Origin of the sequence: Sphingobacterium sp. InxBP1 (genome assembly GCF_026191775.1) — a bacterium.
In the GTDB taxonomy this organism is placed as follows: domain Bacteria; phylum Bacteroidota; class Bacteroidia; order Sphingobacteriales; family Sphingobacteriaceae; genus Sphingobacterium; species Sphingobacterium thalpophilum.
In genome coordinates, this window is record NZ_JAINDX010000046.1 from 602,522 (window position 1) to 621,880 (window position 19,359).

The 19,359-nt window shown below is 41.4% G+C and carries 18 protein-coding genes; 11 read left to right on the plus strand and 7 right to left on the minus strand.

Annotated features, from left to right (window positions below; genetic code table 11):
* Positions 1 to 7: 7 nt before the first annotated feature.
* From K7A41_RS14820 to K7A41_RS14865, 10 genes are all read left to right on the plus strand, one after another.
* The gene (locus K7A41_RS14820; protein ID WP_265714302.1) at positions 8 to 991 is read left to right on the plus strand and encodes a hypothetical protein; all 984 of its coding nucleotides are present in this window, start codon (positions 8 to 10) and stop codon (positions 989 to 991) included.
* A gap of 64 nt (positions 992 to 1,055) precedes the next feature.
* A complete protein-coding gene (locus K7A41_RS14825) occupies positions 1,056 to 1,799 on the plus strand; it encodes a DeoR/GlpR family DNA-binding transcription regulator (protein WP_028071725.1) in 744 nt (247 codons plus the stop codon).
* Positions 1,800 to 1,812: 13 nt separating this feature from the next.
* Positions 1,813 to 3,252 (plus strand): lipopolysaccharide biosynthesis protein, encoded by a 1,440-nt coding sequence (locus K7A41_RS14830; protein ID WP_265714303.1) that lies wholly within the window; start codon positions 1,813 to 1,815, stop codon positions 3,250 to 3,252.
* Positions 3,249 to 4,340, plus strand: coding sequence for a DegT/DnrJ/EryC1/StrS family aminotransferase (locus K7A41_RS14835; RefSeq protein ID WP_265714304.1), 1,092 nt, complete (start codon positions 3,249 to 3,251; stop codon positions 4,338 to 4,340). The genes K7A41_RS14830 and K7A41_RS14835 overlap by 4 nt, the downstream gene beginning before the upstream one ends.
* Positions 4,334 to 4,966 carry an acetyltransferase gene (locus K7A41_RS14840; protein WP_265714305.1) on the plus strand — a complete coding sequence of 211 codons (633 nt, stop codon included), beginning with the start codon at positions 4,334 to 4,336 and terminating at the stop codon, positions 4,964 to 4,966. Before K7A41_RS14835 ends, K7A41_RS14840 begins: the two co-directional genes overlap by 7 nt.
* A gap of 13 nt (positions 4,967 to 4,979) precedes the next feature.
* Positions 4,980 to 6,128 carry a TDP-N-acetylfucosamine:lipid II N-acetylfucosaminyltransferase gene (locus K7A41_RS14845; RefSeq protein ID WP_265714306.1) on the plus strand — a complete coding sequence of 383 codons (1,149 nt, stop codon included), beginning with the start codon at positions 4,980 to 4,982 and terminating at the stop codon, positions 6,126 to 6,128.
* Positions 6,129 to 6,130: 2 nt separating this feature from the next.
* Positions 6,131 to 7,048, plus strand: a complete 918-nt coding sequence (locus K7A41_RS14850) for a glycosyltransferase family A protein (RefSeq protein ID WP_265714307.1) — start codon at positions 6,131 to 6,133, stop codon at positions 7,046 to 7,048.
* Between the two features lie 2 nt (positions 7,049 to 7,050).
* A complete protein-coding gene (locus K7A41_RS14855) occupies positions 7,051 to 7,806 on the plus strand; it encodes a glycosyltransferase family 2 protein (RefSeq protein WP_265714308.1) in 756 nt (251 codons plus the stop codon).
* Positions 7,806 to 8,021, plus strand: coding sequence for a DUF3820 family protein (locus K7A41_RS14860; RefSeq protein ID WP_028071718.1), 216 nt, complete (start codon positions 7,806 to 7,808; stop codon positions 8,019 to 8,021). Before K7A41_RS14855 ends, K7A41_RS14860 begins: the two co-directional genes overlap by 1 nt.
* Before the next feature lie 95 nt (positions 8,022 to 8,116).
* Positions 8,117 to 9,103 carry a rhodanese-related sulfurtransferase gene (locus K7A41_RS14865; protein WP_265714309.1) on the plus strand — a complete coding sequence of 329 codons (987 nt, stop codon included), beginning with the start codon at positions 8,117 to 8,119 and terminating at the stop codon, positions 9,101 to 9,103.
* 53 nt (positions 9,104 to 9,156) lie between these two features.
* Here K7A41_RS14865 and K7A41_RS14870 read toward each other — a convergent pair whose 3' ends face one another.
* The 5 genes from K7A41_RS14870 to trmB all read right to left on the minus strand — a co-directional run bounded on the left by K7A41_RS14870 (position 9,157) and on the right by trmB (position 17,238).
* Complete coding sequence (locus tag K7A41_RS14870) at positions 9,157 to 9,924, minus strand: DUF937 domain-containing protein (protein ID WP_265714310.1); 768 nt, start codon at positions 9,922 to 9,924, stop codon at positions 9,157 to 9,159.
* 118 nt (positions 9,925 to 10,042) lie between these two features.
* The gene (locus K7A41_RS14875) at positions 10,043 to 11,302 is read right to left on the minus strand and encodes a DUF5689 domain-containing protein (protein ID WP_265714311.1); all 1,260 of its coding nucleotides are present in this window, start codon (positions 11,300 to 11,302) and stop codon (positions 10,043 to 10,045) included.
* Positions 11,303 to 11,305: 3 nt separating this feature from the next.
* Complete coding sequence (locus K7A41_RS14880) at positions 11,306 to 12,775, minus strand: SusD/RagB family nutrient-binding outer membrane lipoprotein (RefSeq protein ID WP_265714312.1); 1,470 nt, start codon at positions 12,773 to 12,775, stop codon at positions 11,306 to 11,308.
* An 11-nt stretch (positions 12,776 to 12,786) separates the two neighbouring features.
* Positions 12,787 to 15,951, minus strand: coding sequence for a SusC/RagA family TonB-linked outer membrane protein (locus K7A41_RS14885; protein ID WP_265714313.1), 3,165 nt, complete (start codon positions 15,949 to 15,951; stop codon positions 12,787 to 12,789).
* Positions 15,952 to 16,581: 630 nt separating this feature from the next.
* Entirely contained in the window at positions 16,582 to 17,238 is a 657-nt protein-coding gene (gene trmB / locus K7A41_RS14890; RefSeq protein ID WP_265714314.1) for a tRNA (guanosine(46)-N7)-methyltransferase TrmB, read from the minus strand.
* A 216-nt stretch (positions 17,239 to 17,454) separates the two neighbouring features.
* On the opposite strand from trmB, the gene fcl reads away from it, so the two are divergent.
* Complete coding sequence (fcl, locus tag K7A41_RS14895; RefSeq protein ID WP_265714315.1) at positions 17,455 to 18,390, plus strand: GDP-L-fucose synthase; 936 nt, start codon at positions 17,455 to 17,457, stop codon at positions 18,388 to 18,390.
* On the opposite strand, the gene K7A41_RS14900 is transcribed toward fcl, so the two are convergent.
* A complete protein-coding gene (locus K7A41_RS14900; RefSeq protein WP_265714316.1) occupies positions 18,387 to 18,887 on the minus strand; it encodes a hypothetical protein in 501 nt (166 codons plus the stop codon). The genes fcl and K7A41_RS14900 overlap by 4 nt on opposite strands.
* Positions 18,880 to 19,299 (minus strand): hypothetical protein, encoded by a 420-nt coding sequence (locus tag K7A41_RS14905; RefSeq protein ID WP_051607278.1) that lies wholly within the window; start codon positions 19,297 to 19,299, stop codon positions 18,880 to 18,882. The genes K7A41_RS14900 and K7A41_RS14905 overlap by 8 nt, the downstream gene beginning before the upstream one ends.
* Between the last annotated feature and the right edge of the window lie 60 nt (positions 19,300 to 19,359).

The window sequence follows — 19,359 nt, forward strand, 5'->3', positions numbered from 1 at the left end:
TGACGAAATGACTTTTGAAGAATTTTTCGTAAAAAAGAAAATTGATTTAAAAGCCTTACAAGCGGCAGATGAACCTTTATATGAAGAGTTCAGAATGCATTATGCCGTTATGGGAGAAAAGAGTTTTGATCATAGCAAAAAGTTTTGGTTCAACAAGCTGCGCCTGCGCTTCCATTTAGAAGAAGAAGCGGCTCCAGTCGGCCCTATCGCGAACAAAGCGGACAAAGCCGTTCCTGATCCGCAGACGGAAGCCCTCACAGCTAAGCCCAGTGGGTTTAAACCCAGGTTTAAGGCAGCTGTCTCAACTGACAAGTCATCGTCGGAAGCGGCAGCAACAGCAGCTGTGCAATCCGATGAAACGACTACGGAGAACTCGAAACCAACAGGATTTAAACCGCTATTTAAGGCTGGGGCGACCAAAAGCGAATCAGTTTCCAGCGAACCGATCTCGCCAGCTACTGACGATACTACAGCAGAAACTTCCAAGCCTACGGGATTTAAACCTCGCTTCAAGGCCGGTGTCACGAAGACCGAAAATACAGACACGGCGCTAGGTAATACTTCGACAACACAGGAGACTTCTGAAGCGGCTTCGGCAGCGGCAAGTAAACCCGCTGGTTTCAAGCCGCGATTTAAAGCCGGAATAACCAAAAGCGAATCAGTTCCCAGCGAACCGGTCTCGCCAGCTACTGACGATACTACAGCAGAAACTTCCAAGCCTACGGGATTTAAACCTCGCTTCAAGGCCGGTGTCACGAAGACCGAAAGTGCAGATACAGCGCTGGATTTCTCTGCCACTGACGGAGATGTAATCGCCAATACCTCGGATAAGAAAACCGACACCATTGACGAACAACATCAAAGCATCGACCCGAGTCTCGAAAAGCAGAACGTTATGGAAGCCCCTGAAGCGACCACTTCTAACAAGCCTACTGGTTTTAAACCACGTTTTAAAGCTGGTTTAACAAAAATTGATAAAAAGGAAGAATAATTTTCATTACATTTAAACGGATTTTTTCAAATTAATTTTTAATCTCGATTAAAACCCTACACCAATGTTAAAGGAAGAAAGACAAGCATTTATTATACATCAGATTAATCTACATAACAAAGTTTTATCATCGGATCTAAGTGTACAGCTGAATGTATCCGAGGACACGATAAGACGGGATCTGAATGAGCTCGCTGAAAACGGAAAAGTGCTAAAAGTGTATGGCGGGGCCCTTTCCAAATCTTTCCAATTTCCGTTTCAGGATGGCAATGTTTATGCAAAGGAAGCAAAGAAAGAAATTGCAAAAAAAGCAAGCTCTTTATTGTCAAATGGCATGAATGTACTGGTCGGCGGAGGGACGACTTTAATCGAACTAGCACGGACAATCCCAGATCATCTTCAATGTACTTTTTTCACCATTAGCCCATTAGTTGCGCTTGAATTGGCAGAAAAGCCAAATCTTGAAGTGATATTAGTAGGCGGCAAATTATCCCGTAATACCAATATTGTTTCAGGTGCACAAGTTGCCAATGAGTTAGCTGATCTCAAGGTGGATCTTTGTTTGTTGGGAACAAACTCACTTTCCGTGGAAGACGGCGTGACAGATTCGGACTGGGAGGTTGTACAGATCAAACGGGCGATGATCAAATGTTCGAAGAATCTGGCTATATTAAGTATAGCAGAGAAACTAAATTCAAACCAGAAGATGCGCGTCGCTCCTTTAAAGGACGTCACCTACCTGATAACTGACCTAGACCCCAATGACCAGTCTTTAAAAGAATTTAAAAATGCTGTTCAGGTACTTTAAGGACTAAAGGTACATGTCTACACGGTCAAAAGCCATTTCGGGAATAATCTGGACTTTCGCGGACAGCCTATTGTTAAAAGGTCTATCCATTGTTGCTGTCTTTATCTTAGGACGCTTACTCAGCAAAGAAGATTTCGGTATCAACGGTATTATGGTGGTCTTTATCAACCTCGGGATCACCATTGTCGATAGCGGGCTTGGTAATTCCTTGATAAGAGCCAAAGATGCGGATGACCGTGACTTCTCCTCGGTTTTCTGGGCCAATATTATACTGGGATTTGGTTTTTACTTTCTGCTATTTTTCGCTTTCCCGTATATTGTCCGTTTTTTTGACCAACCGATTCCAGTAAGTGTACTTCGACTATCAAGTCTTGGGATAATTATCTCGAGTTTTTCAACTGTACAGCTGGCCATCCTTACCACAAGAATGGAGTTTAAGAAGATCATGTTCACCAACATGCCTGGCGCTATTCTTAGCCCAATAATAGGTATTTTGATGGCGTATCATGGTTATGGAGTCCTGTCTTTGGTGGCGATGACTTTGATTACTCCCTTTATGCAAACGGTATCCCTTTGGCTGGTGTCGTCCTGGAGACCTTTAATGATATTGGACTGGGAAAAAACAAAGAAACACTTTCATTTTGGCTACAAACTGCTTCTTTCTTCCTTGCTAGACACGGTGTTCAAAAACATCTATAATGTAATCATTGGAAAGAAATACTTATTGTCAGAACTCGGGGTATATGACAGGGCGCAAAAAATCAATGAACTTCCAACCTCTGTCCTAACCACCATCGTCAGTAAGGTTACTTACCCTTTATTGGCTAACATACAAGACAATCGGGAAGAAACCTCCAATGCCTACAAACAGATACTACGGATGTCTTTGTACATATCGGCTCCGATAATGCTGGGGCTTTCCGCTCTAGCCCATCCCCTGATTTCTTTGTTATTGGGCGACAATTGGATCGAAGTCATCCCCTATTTTCAGATTCTCTGCCTAGCCAGCATGCTTTATCCGATTCATTCTATTAATTTAAATGTGCTGAAGGTCTATGGCAAAACCGATCTGTTTCTTCGCTTAGAAATCATTAAAAAAATATTGACCACAATCTGCATTGTAGTTTCCTGGCCTTTCGGCATCTTAGGTTTGATGTGGAGTGTCGTGGCAGCTTCGATCCTGTCATTGCTCGTCAATACATATTTCAGCAAGGAGCTTATCGGCTATTCTACAAAACAGCAATTGGTCGATATGGTCCCCACATTGCTTACCGCGACCTCTATGGCATTTTTCATGTACCTGACCGCTCAATTTATGACTGGGCTCCCTTTGATATTACAGATTTTAGTTAACTTTACCATCGGAGTTGTCTTTTATTTCGGCATTAGTTACCTTTTTAAATTGGCTCCATTTCAATTTCTGATTAACATTATCAAAAGCTATAGATCATGATTCAAGTGACTCGTCCCTTTCTACCTCCTGCAGATGAATATAAAAGCTATATCGACGAAATCTGGAAGAGACAGTGGCTCACCAACATGGGACCGCTTTCGAGTGAACTGGAAATGCAACTCAAAGACTTTCTAAGACTCGATCATCTTCTTTTTGTTACGAATGGAACGGTTGCTTTACAAATAGCGATCAAATGTCTGGAGCTAAAGGGCGAGATCATTACAACACCTTTTTCATTTGTTGCGACAACAAGCAGTATAGTCTGGGAGGGATGTACACCGGTGTTTGTAGACATTGACAAGGACAGCTTAAATATCGACGCAGATAAAATAGAAGCAGCAATTACGCCGAGAACATCAGCGATACTCGCTACCCATGTCTACGGCAATCCCTGTGAAATCGATAAGATTGATAAAATTGCAAAAAAACACAACTTAAAAGTAATCTACGACGCTGCCCACGCATTTTCGGTAGAATATAAGGGTAAATCAGTCCTAACTTATGGAGATATCAGCATTTGCTCTCTCCATGCAACCAAGCTGTATCACTCCACAGAAGGAGGATTGATCATCACGAAAGATCCAGAGCTTTTGAAAAAAGCATCCTTGATGCGAAACTTCGGAATATCGGGATTTAACCAATTTGGTGAGCTGGGTATCAATGGGAAGAATTCGGAGTTTCATGCGGCGATGGGCCTCGCTAATTTGAAGTACGTCCCGACGATCATTGCGAAACGAAAAGCACTAAGCGAAAAGTATATGGCCAATCTAAAGAATTTAAAAGGTTATTTTCCGGTTTGGCATATACACTCTTCTCCGAATTACGCCTACTTTCCTATTATCTTAGACAGTGAGGAACTACTGCTCCTTATCATGGCCGAACTGGAAAAGAATCAGGTATTCACACGACGTTATTTTTATCCTTCGCTTGCCAATGCTTTGCCTTATTTGGAAGATAAACATCTCCCTTTTGCGGATGACATTTCAAAACGTGTACTGTGCTTGCCACTTTACTATGACCTGAGCATGGAAGAGGTCAACCTCATTACGCGCATCATTTTACGGGTTCAAAACAATAACAAATGGTAATCGTTGGAGCGGGAGGATTTGCAAAAGAGTTACTGGAGGTCGTCCTCCAGACTAACCCAACCAGAGAGATCGCCTTTTACGACGACGTTACCGCAGCTGGCCCAAAATTGGTCTTTGACCAATTTCCCATCCTGAAAACTAAGCACGAACTCCTTGCCTATTTTGAACAACATGGCAATAATTTTGTCTTAGGCTTAGGAGGTGGGCAAAATCGAAAAAAACTATTTGACAAAATTAGCCAGTGGGGCGGAGACCTTGTTTCTGCTATCGATACCCGGGCCACGATCGGAACCTTCAGCCACATTGGACGGGGTAGCACTATTCTTAGTCAGGCATGCATCAGCAACAGCGCACAAATCGGTGATGCTGCTTTAATTTATTACCACAGCAAGATTACACATGACTGCATCTTAGGTGATTTTGTAGAAATTTCTCCCGGTGCTACGCTGCTCGGCCATGTTCAGATTGGCGAACTAAGTCAGGTCGGCGCTAACGCGACCGTCCTAAGTCATATTAAGATCGGTAGCAACTGCCTCATAGGTGCTGGAGCGGTGGTCACTAAAGACATTCCTGACAACTCGATTGTTGCTGGTGTTCCCGGTAAAATCATTCGGTATAAATCCTGATACAATTTAATTGATGAATTTACATATCTTTCATGACGATAAGTTTACGAATGGAGCAATAGAACAGTTCGAGCGTGCCTACCCCGAACAAAACCGTTATATTATATTACTTTACGATCAAAAAGAATTAAAATATACGACTCTCAGCAGCCACACCGCTGTATTTCATATTCGTGATTTAGACCTTGTAAAGAATCTGAAAGCCATAATTGCTTCCTTCAATATCAGCCGTTTATTTATCCATTTTATGGATGATTTTAAAGCGGCATTAAGCAATAGACTATTGGAGCGGTTTAGGGATACAAAACTCTACTGGATTTTCTATGGCGGCGATCTATATGATTATTTAAGTCGCTATAAGGGCTACCACATTCTCGATAATCCCGAGCTAGTTCCCAAACAGTCTTGGGTAGAGCGCTGGTCAAAGCTAGCCAAATACCTGATACTCTTTAGGATGAGTCAAAAGTCAGCAAAAGACAAGATATTCCGACGACTTGACTACTTTTGCTTCTGGAATGAATATGACTACGACCTTTTTAAGTCAAAAATTGAAACCTCTGCCCGTTATAAAGATTTTATCTATTATAACGCTTTAGGAAACCCCGATCATATTCAGCAAAACAAGAAAGACATCATCATGGTTAACCATGCTGCATCGTTCACGGGCAACCACTTATATATCATTGACAAGTTAGCGAAATCCGCTATTCCATTACGGGATCATCAACTGTTATTACCGCTGAGCTATGGTAATAAACCCTATGCAAATCAGGTGATAGCGGCAGCAGAACGCCACCTCAACATGGATATTAAGCCCTTGACAAACTTTCTCCCACTGCAGGAATACCAAGCGATACTGGCTGACGTCAAAATAGCGATATTTGGTATGCGTCGTCAGGAAGCAGCAGGCAATATTTTTCAGTTGCTCAATCTTGGTGCAAAGGTATTTCTCAGGAAGGACAACACATTGCTCAGCTGGTTGCGGAAACGAAATTTTATAGTCTTTTGTCTAGAAGAAGATCGTGAGGACCTTGAGAATCTGCGACCATTGACTGTAGCGCAGATGTCACATAACAATGCGCAATACAAAAAATATTTTAATGAAAGTGTGTATGATTATATGATGGACCGGTTAATTGTTGATGATCAAAATATGGCTTAGCTATGGAAAATTTATTAGCACCGGTTGTACTGTTTGTCTATAATAGAGCCGATCACACAGAACGAACACTAAAAGCACTGGAAGAGGCTCATCTGGCATCGCTAACGGAACTGTTCATCATTTCCGATGGCGCAAAAATACCGCAGCATGCCGATGCTGTAAAACGAGTACGTTCAGTCATCCGTAAGCCCTGGGGATTTAAAAAGGTATACCTTATTGAGCGTGCAACCAATATGGGTCTGGCAGCGAACATCATACAGGGAGTCTCGGATATTATAGGACGATCTGGGAAAATCATCGTTCTGGAAGACGATATTGTGGTTTCCCCTTATGCTTTACAATATTTTAATGATGCCTTGCATTTCTATCAGGCTGAAGACCGCGTTATGCAGATTTCGGGTTACATGTATCCTGTAAAAAATCCGGAACAGCTTTCCGAGAGCTTTTTGTTCCGCGTGGCCAACAGCTGGGGCTGGGCGACATGGGAGCGTGCATGGCAGCATTTCAATCCAGATATAAATGAACTCGTTGGGGATTTCTCCCAAGAACAGATCCATCAGTTCAGTATCGAAGGGAAGGAGAATTTTTGGCGGCAAGTGCAAGAGCTTCAGGCCGGTAAGATCAACTCCTGGGCAATCCGATGGTACGCTTCGGTATTCAAAAAAAATGGGCTAGTTTTGTATCCAAGGAATTCGATGACTCAAAATATTGGTAACGATGGCACGGGCACGCATACAGCGTCAGAAACAACCTACCAAGTTAAGCTGGCGGATCATCCCGTCAACTATTTCCCGACAAACATCGTAGAAGACGAGGATGGATATAGGGCCATAAAATATTTCTATGCGCATCGTAAGGGATCTCTATTCAAGCGCGGTCTTCGGTTCCTCAGGAAGAAAATTAATGAATTCAAGAAATAATTATGTCTACTCACCCCAAATTTTCGATTATTACCGTCGTTTACAATAATGTCCGGGATATTGAGTATACGATCAAGTCCGTTGTGAATCAAACCTATGACCATATTGAATATATTGTCATAGACGGTCAGTCCACAGACGGAACGCTCGAGAAGATTCACGGTTACAAGGATCAAATCGCAGTTCTGGTTTCAGAAAAGGACAGCGGTATTTATGATGCTATGAATAAAGGGCTGGCATTAGCAACAGGGGATTATGTCCTCTTTTTGAATTCTGGCGATGAGCTCTATGACGTCAATAGCATTGAGAACCTGGCGAAACTCAGTGCAGATGCCGACATTCTTTATGGAGAGACTATTCTCGTTGATGACGAAAGAAATATTGTTGGGGAGCGTCGGCACAAAGCTCCTGCTCATTTTGACTGGCGGAGCTTCCGATACGGAATGAATATCTGCCATCAGGCCATCTATATCAAGCGGGATATCGCGGAACCTTACGATTTAAAATACAAACTGTGCGCTGATATCGACTGGGTGATACGCTGTGCCAAAAAAGCGAAAAAATCAGTCAATTCGCATCAATATGTGGCACGCTATCTTGTTGGAGGTATGTCCAAACAAAAACATAAGGAATCGCTAAAAGAACGCTTCGCCATATTCAAACATTATTATGGTACCATCCCGAATTTATTCAATCATGGAATCATTGCCCTAAAAGCAATCTGGTACCGGATTAACTATGGAAAACCCCAAGACTGATGCTAAATCCCGAAATCTTAACCGACCTTGTCACAGTTAAAATGCCTTTTGGAAAATATCAGGGCTATACACTCTGCAATTTACCCGAACCATACCTGGTCTGGTATCAGCAAAAAGGCTTCCCAAAAGGAAAACTCGGCCAGCAATTGGCAACGCTATACGAAATAAAACTCAATGGACTCGAATATCTGTTGGAGCCATTGAAGAAAAGGTAACCAAGGTCATTTCCATGACCTCAATATTTTTTGTACCTTTGCAGTAAATTTATTTTTAGCATTAAACGCCGTTTGCAGCGGTATCAATGAATATCATGACAAAATATCAAACTTTGCTGTACTATTGTTACAGCCCTATCGAAAATGCAGAACAGTTTGCTGCAGAGCATCTTGAATTTTGTAAATCCCTTGGTTTAGTCGGCCGCATTATTGTTGCTGACGAGGGCTTAAATGGAACCGTATCTGGTACTGTTGAGGCTTGTAAGCAATATATGGACGCTGTTTACGCAGACGGCCGCTTCAACAAAACCGAGTTCAAGATTGATGAAGTAGAGGAACCCTCTTTCATTAAGATGCACTGTCGTTACAAACCAGAAATCGTACATTCTGGTTTGCGAGATCCAAAAGTGATCGATCCCAACCGCCAAACAGGCATACATCTTGAGCCACAGGAATTCCTCGCCATGAAAGATCAGGAAGACGTTGTTGTACTGGATGTACGGTCAAACTACGAACACAATGTCGGACGTTTCAAAAATGCAGTGACACTTGATATTGAAAATTTCCGTGAATTCCCGGAAAAAATCAAAGAGCTGGAAAAGTATAAAGGCAAGAAAATACTAACCTATTGTACTGGCGGAATCAAATGCGAGAAAGCGTCGGCATTATTGCTCAAAGAGGGATTTGAGGATGTTTACCAATTACATGGAGGTATCATTAAATACGGTAAAGAAGCCGGCGGTAAAGATTTTGAAGGCCAATGCTATGTCTTTGACAACCGCGTTACGGTTGAAGTAAACTCTGTCAATCCGTCTGTTGTATCCACCTGTCTAAACTGCGGCAAGCAGACGACCAAGATGATCAACTGTGCTAATCCGACCTGTAATGAGCATTTTACTCAATGTGATGAATGTGGCTGGAAAATGGATGGCTGCTGTTCGGAAGCATGTAAAGAAAATCCCAATAAACGTAAGTACGATGGCACTGGATATTATGTAAAAGTCCCACAGCCTGTCAATGCGGACAAGATCAGCAAGAGAAAACATAAAAATTTTCCACCAAAAGTAAAGGTCGAAAATTAAATAACAAAAGAGGTCGGTAGCGTAATACTACCGACCTCTTTTGTTTAGTGTCTTTATTTTCCAAACATTCCGGCGATAGAGTCAAGAATATTTCCCTTGTCCTGCCCATCACTGCTTTTATCAAAGAAACTGCCTGCCAATCCGCCCAGTAGGTCCGTCATATTGTTCGCAGACGGAGCTTGGCCTTCTGCTTGTCCAGACTCTTCCTGGCCGCCACCCAAAAGTGAGCCGAGTATACCGCCGAGTACACCGCCGCCTGTACTTTGCTGAGAGCCGCCTAAGACGGAACCAAGCAGATCGCCGATACCGCCACCACCACTAGAGGTTTGCTTCTGTTGCCCTAGATAACCCATGACGATAGGAGCCAAAGTTGCCAGCACGCCGCCTACCTGTGCTGAACTGATACCCGTCTTATCAGCGATATTCTGCGTCACCAAGTCAGTATTCTGTCCAAACATATGATTGACAATCTTATTGCCATCGTCATTAGCTCCCGGGCCGAATAAGTCTCCTATTTTATCCAAGATACCGCCGCCGCTATGCTGATCAATAGCTTTATCGATATTTTCGGATTGTCCTTTGTTTTTCGCATTATAATTCAAGGCAGCTATCATTAACGGTACTGCTGCGGCCACGATCCATTTAGCCTTGGATTCGCTGACACCTGTCATGTTTGAGATGGCTTCTATCGCTTTAGAGCCAACTCCTCCTGTCACTAAATCTGTTAGATTCATAAGTTTATCATTTGTCTTGTTGTCGACATATGGAGTTTCTTCTTGTTTCGTCAACGCATAACGCGTTAAGAGATACTCCTGAGCCATTGTCTTTTCTTATATGAAGATAACGATTTTTTTTGCGTATTTATTAAACAATATATAATAACAGTATGCCCGTGGAGTAATCACTACACGGGGCATACTGTAATGAATTATAGTTTTACTAATAGCTTTTATAGATAGCAATATCGTCTAGCCCCAACCGTCCGTTATTAACAACATTACTACTTGTACCCAAACCAAGTTTGGTTACTCTAAATCGAACTGATCCCTGAATATTCATAAGAAAAACAGCTTGTTTTGAGTTTAGGCTTTCGGATGTAGGATGGGCATCCGTTATAGGATCTCCTGTCTGTTTCCAAGTTACTCCTTGATCTGTAGAATATTCTAGCTTGAAGGTACATGACCGATCCGTATAATACGAGCCGTACCAAAGCGTGACTTTTGAAGCACCGCTTGGCACATCAAAGTTCATTTGAACATAACCGTCCACACTCAAATTCTGTTGCATACGGATCGCATTCTTTCCCGAAACAATGCGATCTCGCCCTGCCGTGGTTCCTAAAATAGCTTGATATAATCGCCACTGACCCGTCGAAAACGAGACATCATTCTTTTCTTTCATGTCATAACTACCTTTTTCGCTTGCATCCAGCGCCTCGAAAGTTTCCGGCCATCCAGCATATAGTTTACCGCTCGCGTAAGCCATATCGGAATAGTCCTGCATGCGGACTTGCAGCTGGTCTCCTTCCTTAAAGGCAATTCCTCGGAAAGATGCACTCGGAGCAATGGATTGGCTAGCAAATGTCGCATTATCTTGGGTATGCAAGATAATCTCGTTTTTCTCGCCATCCATTAAAATCTTATCACCTTTTAACGCGGTACCGGTAGATGGCTCTGGTTCGACGTCAGCCGTGACATCAATGTAAGTTGATTCAAATTCATCAAATTTAGCTTTAAGATTGGCAACAGACACCGGCAATGGAACCACATTATTATTAGAACCGAACACCGCAACCTGTTGGTTGGTTACACCGGAAAGGAACAACGCTCCTTCTTTTTTAGTTAGCCGGGCGCCATCAATAAGGATCTGAACGGAGTCGCCAAATTTAAATTTTGATGCATCAGTAACCTCCACTAAGATACCACGCCTTTGATTGCGCCAAATGTTCTGAACAGCAATGGTATTTTCGGGTAAGTTCTTATTTTCTGCTCTCGATACCACGAGGGCCTTTATATATTTAGCGCCAAGGGCGCTCGATTCATTGAGCTGTAAATCAGCATTTTTATACAAGCTACGAAGTGTATACAAGGATATTTCTGGATTTAAAGTCCCAAGCGACTCGTTGAGATCTTCTTTACAGTTAGTGAGGAACATTGACATAGCCAAGGCGCCCCATATTAATAATTTTAACTTTTTCATCGACTAGTTAATTGAAGGTTGCCACCACATTTTTTCGTTTATTCCGTCCCCGCCCATACGGCTTACAGCATCCGAATAATTCTCCTTATTAAGAGATTGCACGATAATAGGATAATTCAATCTTACCGGCATTTTACCGTCATTTAACAAACCTGGCCCTTTATAGAGATCCAACAATTGTGTCCGGCGATATTCATACCACTGCTGGAAATCTGTAAATAACAGGGCGTAATATTTTTGCAAATGTACCTTTTTCAGCTTTTGGATATCCGAATCTTCGGAAGAGAAGGTGACTTTAGGGTTTGCCAGATAAGCTTCTGGTACTGCTACTCCCCAGAATTCCATTGCCGCATTAACACCTTTCAAATAAGCCGCCTCAGCATCTATATTTGCATAACCTCTTAAACCACATTCGGCAACAATAAACTGGAGCTCCGCATAGTTCATAATATTTCCCATCCGGGCGTCAGATTTCAAAGCGGCTTGAAGTGTAGACTGGCGATCAGGTACGTTTCCCCTCTTATATCCTGACTGCATTCCTCCATATACCCCTAAGGTAGCTTCAGTTGCCCAGATTTTTAGACGGGGGTCAGCAAGATCTAATAGATTATTAATAAAAAACTCCGAATATCCCCTGTTTCCATTAAAATCAATATCTCTCGCGTTATAGTTGGGATTCATGTAAGGCTGCACATTCGTATAATATAGAGCGGCCGTTTCGGCATTGCTTTGCATAATCGGATACTCACCTGCATTTGTCTCTAGAATCTCTTTAATCTTTGAAATAGCATTGCTCTCTGCTTTATGAGCCACACGTAGTAATAATCTCAAGTATAATGAATTGCTGAATTTACGCCATTTAGTGGGATCAGAGCTAAATACCGGATCCATTTCGGCATTAGCCGATTCCACTGCAGAATTCTCTTTCAATAAAGCATTGGCCTCTTCCAGCTTCTTAAATATATCCTTATATATGGCTTCTTGTTGATCAAATTTAGGAGTAAGATTTGTTTCCGTAAATCCCTTATTGCTATCAAAATAAGGGACATCACCATACATATCCGTAATGAGGGAACTTACCCATGCATCCAAGACTAGAGAAATTCCCATATAGGTTTGGTAGCCGGCTTGCTGAGCGGCTTTTGCTTTCTGATAAATATCCCTAATATTGGTAAGTTGCACATACCAGCCGGACCAAGTTGATTCCGATTCAGAGGGCCTAATTTCATATCGCTGGATCTCTAGATTATCATTTACGGTAACAGTAACTTGCATCAGTTCATTGTTAATCCTCAAATTACGTGATAGATTGGTCGACAATACATTGACCAAAGCTGGCGCAATCAAGCTTTGCGGTGCGGCAGCAGCTATTGCGTTTGGATTAGTATTTTTTTCTACGAAGTCTTTAGTACAGCCCTGAAATGTTAGCATTCCAAGTAACGATAGACTCACTATTATGAGATGTTTTTTCATGTTGATGAAAATTAAAATGAAAAACTTAAGTTTACACCCATTGTTCGTGTAGAGGGAAACTGAGCGATTTCAGCCCCTTTCTCAATTCCACTAGAATTTAAAGACGCGAATTCTGGATCAAAAGCCGGCCATTTGGTAAAAACAAAAAGATCCCGTCCATAAACACCTATGGATGCTCTCTCTATCTTGTAACGGCTTAAAAAAGACTTCGGAAGTGAGTAGTCAAATCTAACTTCCCGTAATTTAATGAAGTCGGTTGAAAAGGTATTTGCTTCTATGTTATCACGGTTAAAATGCTTCGCGTAGTAATCTCCAGCCATCGCCACTACAGTGTTTTTACTGAAGCTACCGTCTGCATTTTGTACTACACCGTCACCGATAATGCCTGTATATCTACCAGGAAGTGTTTTCTTCAATTTTCCCTCTTCCATTAACACTGCATGAGTCAATGAATAGCCTACACCACCAAATTGTCCATCAAATAAGAAATTAAATCTAAAACCTTTGTACTTGAATTCATTGCCCCAACCAAATTTGACAGTGGGATTGGGGTTGCCTATATATATATTTTCGGAACCAAGCACGGGAAGGCCGTTTTCATACACAATTTTGCCTTCATTATTTCGTAGATATCCCCACCCGTAAATATCTCCGAATCTACGCCCTGGAATAGCCAGTATGGTACCACGGCTCCCAAAAAGGGTAGAAAGAGCAAGTTGACCTTCCAAAGCGGCTGGTATAGAAATAACTTTCGAATCATAAGCAGTAAAATTACCATACATATTCCAATTCAATTTGTCCTTGCTTTTCATGATATCGCCAGACAAAGCAACTTCAATCCCCCTGCTTCGTACTTTCCCTCCGTTCGTATATTTAGTCCTATAACCGCTGGAAGGATCCACAGGTGTGGTAATTAATTGCTTATCCGTATTTGTACTATAAACTGTCAGATCTAACTTAATTCGGTCTCGAAACATTCTAAAATCCGTTCCTATTTCATAAGAGGTTGTACGCTCAGGTTGTAGATCTATATCAGGCACCATCGTTGGATTAGACAATCCACCGTTAAATCCTACCGCACTCTGGTAACCATAAGAATTACCATAACTTTCTTCGCCGCCACCTCCTACACCTGCAATTGACGCCCTTAATTTCCAATAGTTAATAGACTTCGGAAGCTCAAATATTTGACTTAGAATAAAACTTGAGTTAATGGAAGGATAAAAAAAGTATGGTACTTTACCTGTAACAGGAGACGCTAGCGTACTAGCCCAATCCACACGACCTGTAAAATCAATGAAATATTTTTCCTGATAACTGTAATTTGCTAAACCATATACACTATGAATGGCATATTCTTTCCGCAAGGGTTGATAAAGTACTTTCTCACGCGCATTTGCAAAATTATATTGATTTGGATAGATTAGACTATTTGCGATAGCGTCATCCTTGATATATTTCCTATTTATTAGCGCTCCCCCTGCAGAAACACCAAAACGATGATCCTCAAAATGTTGATTGTTATACTGTAAGAGAAAATCAGAGTTGCGCTCTTCAGCGTAAATAGACTGCTCCCGATAATATCCATATGCATATTTATAAGTATCAAACGGACGGGATTGCTTCCGTTTATCATAGCTCATATCAATACCCGTGCGGAGCATCAAACTAAGCTCATTCGTAAACTTGTAATCCAGTTGTACATTTCCAATCAGATTGTTCTTATTTTGTCCATTAACCATATCATAAGAAATAGTCCGCGGATTGTCCAACAAGTTGGAAAATGGTGTCATCTGTTCAATTCCCTCTTTACCTGGAAGCCAATTTTGATCTAACCAAGCCGCATCTATATTCGGAACAATCCCCCGAACAAAATACATGTAGCTCTGGTTGTTGTAACCACTATTAGGTAAATTATCGGAGCCTCGATTATTGAAATTGAGTTTGGTCGAGAGGGTCAATTTGTCTGTAATGTTGTTACTAAATTGCATTGCGACGGTGTGCCGGTTATATCCCATATTTGGAATGATCCACTTATTGGTTACATTGGTGTAAGAGAAACGCGCTGTCGTTTTCTCGGTAGAACCAGCTACACTGATAGAATTTGTAGATGTCAGTTCTGTTTGAAATAGATCTTTTCGATTATTTTCATAAGGTCTCCAGAGCGTACGCTCGGGAGGCGTCTGTCGGTAAAAGGCAGGATTATATTGGTAAAAATATTGTCCATCAAATTTTGGTCCCCATGCAGAAGAAGTACTCAACGTACTCGCGCCATCTTCAGATTGCCCATAAGAATAGTATAGGTCTTGTCCTACTGCGCCCTGTCCGTATTCGTATTGATAGTCAGGCCATCGATTGATTGTCCCAATAGCAGTGTTTGAATTTACCGAAACACCTATCCTATTTTGTAGCCCTTTACCCTTCTTAGTAGTAATAATGACAGCTCCTCTAGCACCGCGATAACCATATAAGGCCGCTGCTCCAGGACCTTTTAAAACGGATACCGATTCGATATCTTCAGGATTAATATCCGCCAAAGAAGAACCAAAATCTACCGGCGAATCACCATCCAAATAATTCGAATTTCCTGTTCCCGTCATTTGCACACCCCCTCCCATGATGATACCATCAACCACTATCAACGCATCATTGTTACCAGTCATCGAAGTTTCCCCTCGCAGAATAATTTTATTCGATCCCAGTGGGCCGGCACCTGATTTCACCAAATTCAATCCCGCAACTTTTCCTGTTAAAGCATCTGTCCAATTATTCGAAATCGCATTGGTGAGATCTTCGCCCTTAACTGTACTAATGGAATAACCAAGCGCCTTCTCTTGTCGTTGAATTCCTAAAGCTGTCACTACAACTTCACTTAGTGCTTCTGAGGTAGCCATCAAGCCAATTTGTACATCTGATTGGGCGGTAGCAAACGTTCTCGTCTGCGCTTCATAACCGATAAGCTGGAAACGAATCGATGCCCCGGCTTCCACCTCTACTTCAAAATGACCCGCTTTATCGGTCGTCCCCCTAGCAATTCCTCCAACGACAACTGAAACTGAGGCCAATGCTTCCCTTGTTTCATTATCTACCACTTTCCCTTTTATTTTAATCCTGTTTTGACTAAACGAATAGAAGGTCTGGCCGTACCCCGAAGGAGCCGCTATTGTAAAATTCATATTGCTGGAAACCGCCAAAGCAATAAAAAGCAACTTTGAGGAGGAGCGCCTCAGATTAATTTGGATAGGGTTAATACTTAACATAGATATTAGTGTAAATTGTTAATATTCAATTTGGGACAAAAGTATCTTCTTAACAAAAATTCAATTTTAATTTAATGTTTTCTTTTTATTAAGAATTGTTTCGAATTTTGTTTTCACTTAAAGAATACATCCTCGAACTACAATAAATCAAAATGCATCAGAATCCACTATCAATGAGGAATTTCACGCATTAGGTTCAACACACTTCTTTACTTTGGTTATTTTTTTGTTTTATTGGATCTAAAATAATCAAAATTCCAAAAAAAACGAAATAAATCGAAATTATTTAAAGGGAACAATAAGGACTAGTAATCACGATTTGGAAGATCAGAGCAGCTTGAGCCAGACCACTTTAGTGCTCACATCGTCATGTACGAAGCACCATTAACGCGGTCATACTATCTGATACGACACTTAAGCCTATTACAAAGTATTGCCCTACACGAGCAGATAATAAACAATAGCTAAAATGCCGAAAAAATATAAACATACAAAAGCCCAAACTTTCGTTTAGGCTTTTCCCATCTTATCTTTGTGCTGGTAACGTTAAAGCTTCTCAAAGCTCCACTGCACATAGTTTATATTCTTATCGTCGGCCAGATACTTCTTCTCATAATATGTTTTGATCGACAGGACCTCGTCTACCAGATCCGAATGGTAGAGGTCTGTAGTCGCTTTATATTTTTTCAGATTCAAAGCCTCAATCTGGTCGAGTGTATAAGCATAAAAGCCATCATTGTCTGTCTTCAGATTCATTTTGCCTTCAGGTTTCATGATGATCCGGTAACGTTCGAGAAATTTAGGTCCGGTCAACCGTTTCTTTTCACGGCTATCCTGCGGCTGCGGATCAGGGAATGTAATCCAGATTTCATTGACTTCATTTTCAGCGAAATGCTCAAGGATCGTTTCGATCTGAATACGCAGGAAAGCGACATTTTTAATCCCCTCTTCCAATGCTGTTTTGGCTCCACGCCAGATACGATTTCCTTTAAAATCAATACCGATGAAGTTTTTTTCAGGAAATAATTTCGCTAAATTAACAGTATATTCTCCTTTTCCACAAGCGAGCTCCAGAACAACTGGATTTGTATTGCCAAACTGTTTCTCAGCCCATTTTCCTTTATATTCCTTGCCTGCATCGAGCTGAATAACGTTTTCAAACGTCGCTACTTCGGCAAATTTACGTAGTTTATCCTTTCCCATTTTTACTAAAATATCCCGCAAAAATAATCTTATCTTCCCGCTAAAAAAAATTAAATCTTTTTAGTCACGCACAAGACCTTTATCATGCCGTATTAAGCGTATCATAGGGCCGCTTGAAGGAATAAATTGCTTTCCCATGCGCAATATAAATTGCATATAAAAACCAATTTATCTAAGTTTGCAGAAGTCAATAGCTTCGGCAGTCAATAACATATCGTGGAAAAAGACGCTAAAATTTACATTGCCGGCCATCGCGGAATGGTCGGATCAGCAATATACCGTAAACTAACGGAACTCGGTTATAAGAATATCATCACGCGTACATCGCAGGAGCTAGACCTACGTAACCAACAGGCGGTTGCGGAGTTTTTTGTTGCGGAAAAGCCAGAATATGTCTTTTTGGCAGCGGCTAAGGTGGGCGGAATCATGGCTAATAATACTTATCGGGCTGATTTCATCTATGACAATATAGCCATACAGAATAATGTTATAAAATCATCTTACGATAACGATGTTAAAAAGATGATGTTCCTAGGGTCGAGCTGTATTTACCCCAAGTTAGCTCCACAGCCGCTCAAGGAAAATATGCTGTTGACAGGAACACTGGAACAGACCAATGAACCATATGCTATCGCCAAAATAGCAGGTATCAAGATGGCGGAAGCCTTTCGTGACCAATATGGCTGCAACTTTATCTCAGTTATGCCGACGAATCTCTATGGCATCAACGACAATTACCATCCACAAAACTCACATGTATTACCTGCCCTCATTCGGAGATTTCATGAGGCTAAAGTCAACAATTCAAAGGAAGTCGTTATCTGGGGAACAGGCACACCCCTGCGGGAGTTTCTTTTTTCGGATGACCTGGCTGATGCCTGTGTATTTCTGATGAATAACTATGATGAAAGAGAATTTGTCAATATTGGGATTGGTGAAGATTTAAGCATAAAGGAACTTGCGGAACTGATTAAGCAAGTCGTGGGATACACCGGCGCCATATCCTTTGATAGCAGCAAGCCGGATGGCACGCCGAGAAAACTTATGGACGTCTCCAAACTACATGCCTTGGGCTGGAAGCACAAGATCAATCTCCCCGAGGGAATCAAGCTGGCTTATGAAGATTTTCTGAAAAAAGAACAAGGGCATTAATAGGTCTCACTATAGGAAGGAATACCATATTCATTGACTTCATCTTTAAGAATGGTACTTTCTTCAATCTGAGAAGCTTTTTTCTTCTTCTTCTTGGGACGTATAAAATCGGTGAGTTTGCTCAGCAGTCCACTGATTTTATCTTGATTAATCTGGCCTACAGCACGTTCTGACAGCAATAGCATAAGTGCCTTTTTAAACATTCCCGCTTTTTTCAGAAACAGTCTGTTCATCACAAAAGGTACACCAATACGGAGTGTTTTGGTCAGCCAGTCCGAGTCAGGATTACTGCTCTTGGCAAATAATTGTTGAATGATATTTACACCGGGAATATTGTTTTTTAACGAGTTGAAAAATCTGACAGGTGCTTCGATTTTATTATTGAGCAACGTAAATTGGGTCTTGAGGTAGGCTTCCTGCTCATTCTTAAGTTCCTTTAGACGGGAGATTTCAGCCTTAAGTTCTTGTAGATTACGTATTTTAGTTTGTTTATTCATTTGCAGTCCCTTCCCTATCAAATTTTTCCTTTTGTTTCAGCTCTTCTTCCTCTTCTTCGATTTCATCGTTCCACTTCGCCAAAAAACGCCGAATGGAAAGATCCATAAACTTTGACTCCAGCGCAGGTTCAAAGATCCGTATCACTATTATAATGATGAGAAAGATTCCCGCGGTCGCCAAAAAACCAAGCGAATAGCTTCCTAATAATTCTCCTAGCCAAAATCCCAATGCTAAGCATAAGAAAAAGACAACAAACAAGGTGAATATTAACTTCGTCGTATCTACAACCAAACTAGCGATCAGGCGCGAAGACCGTTCGATAGTCTTTAATTTAACGAGCGTAAACTGGGAATCTATGTATTCCTTCGTTTTCTGAAAAGTACCGCTAAGTGAAAATTTTTCTTCTTCCATGCATCTCTAATTTATTCAGGCTATCTCAAAAGTCAGCTATGATTCTCTAATCGTTCAGAT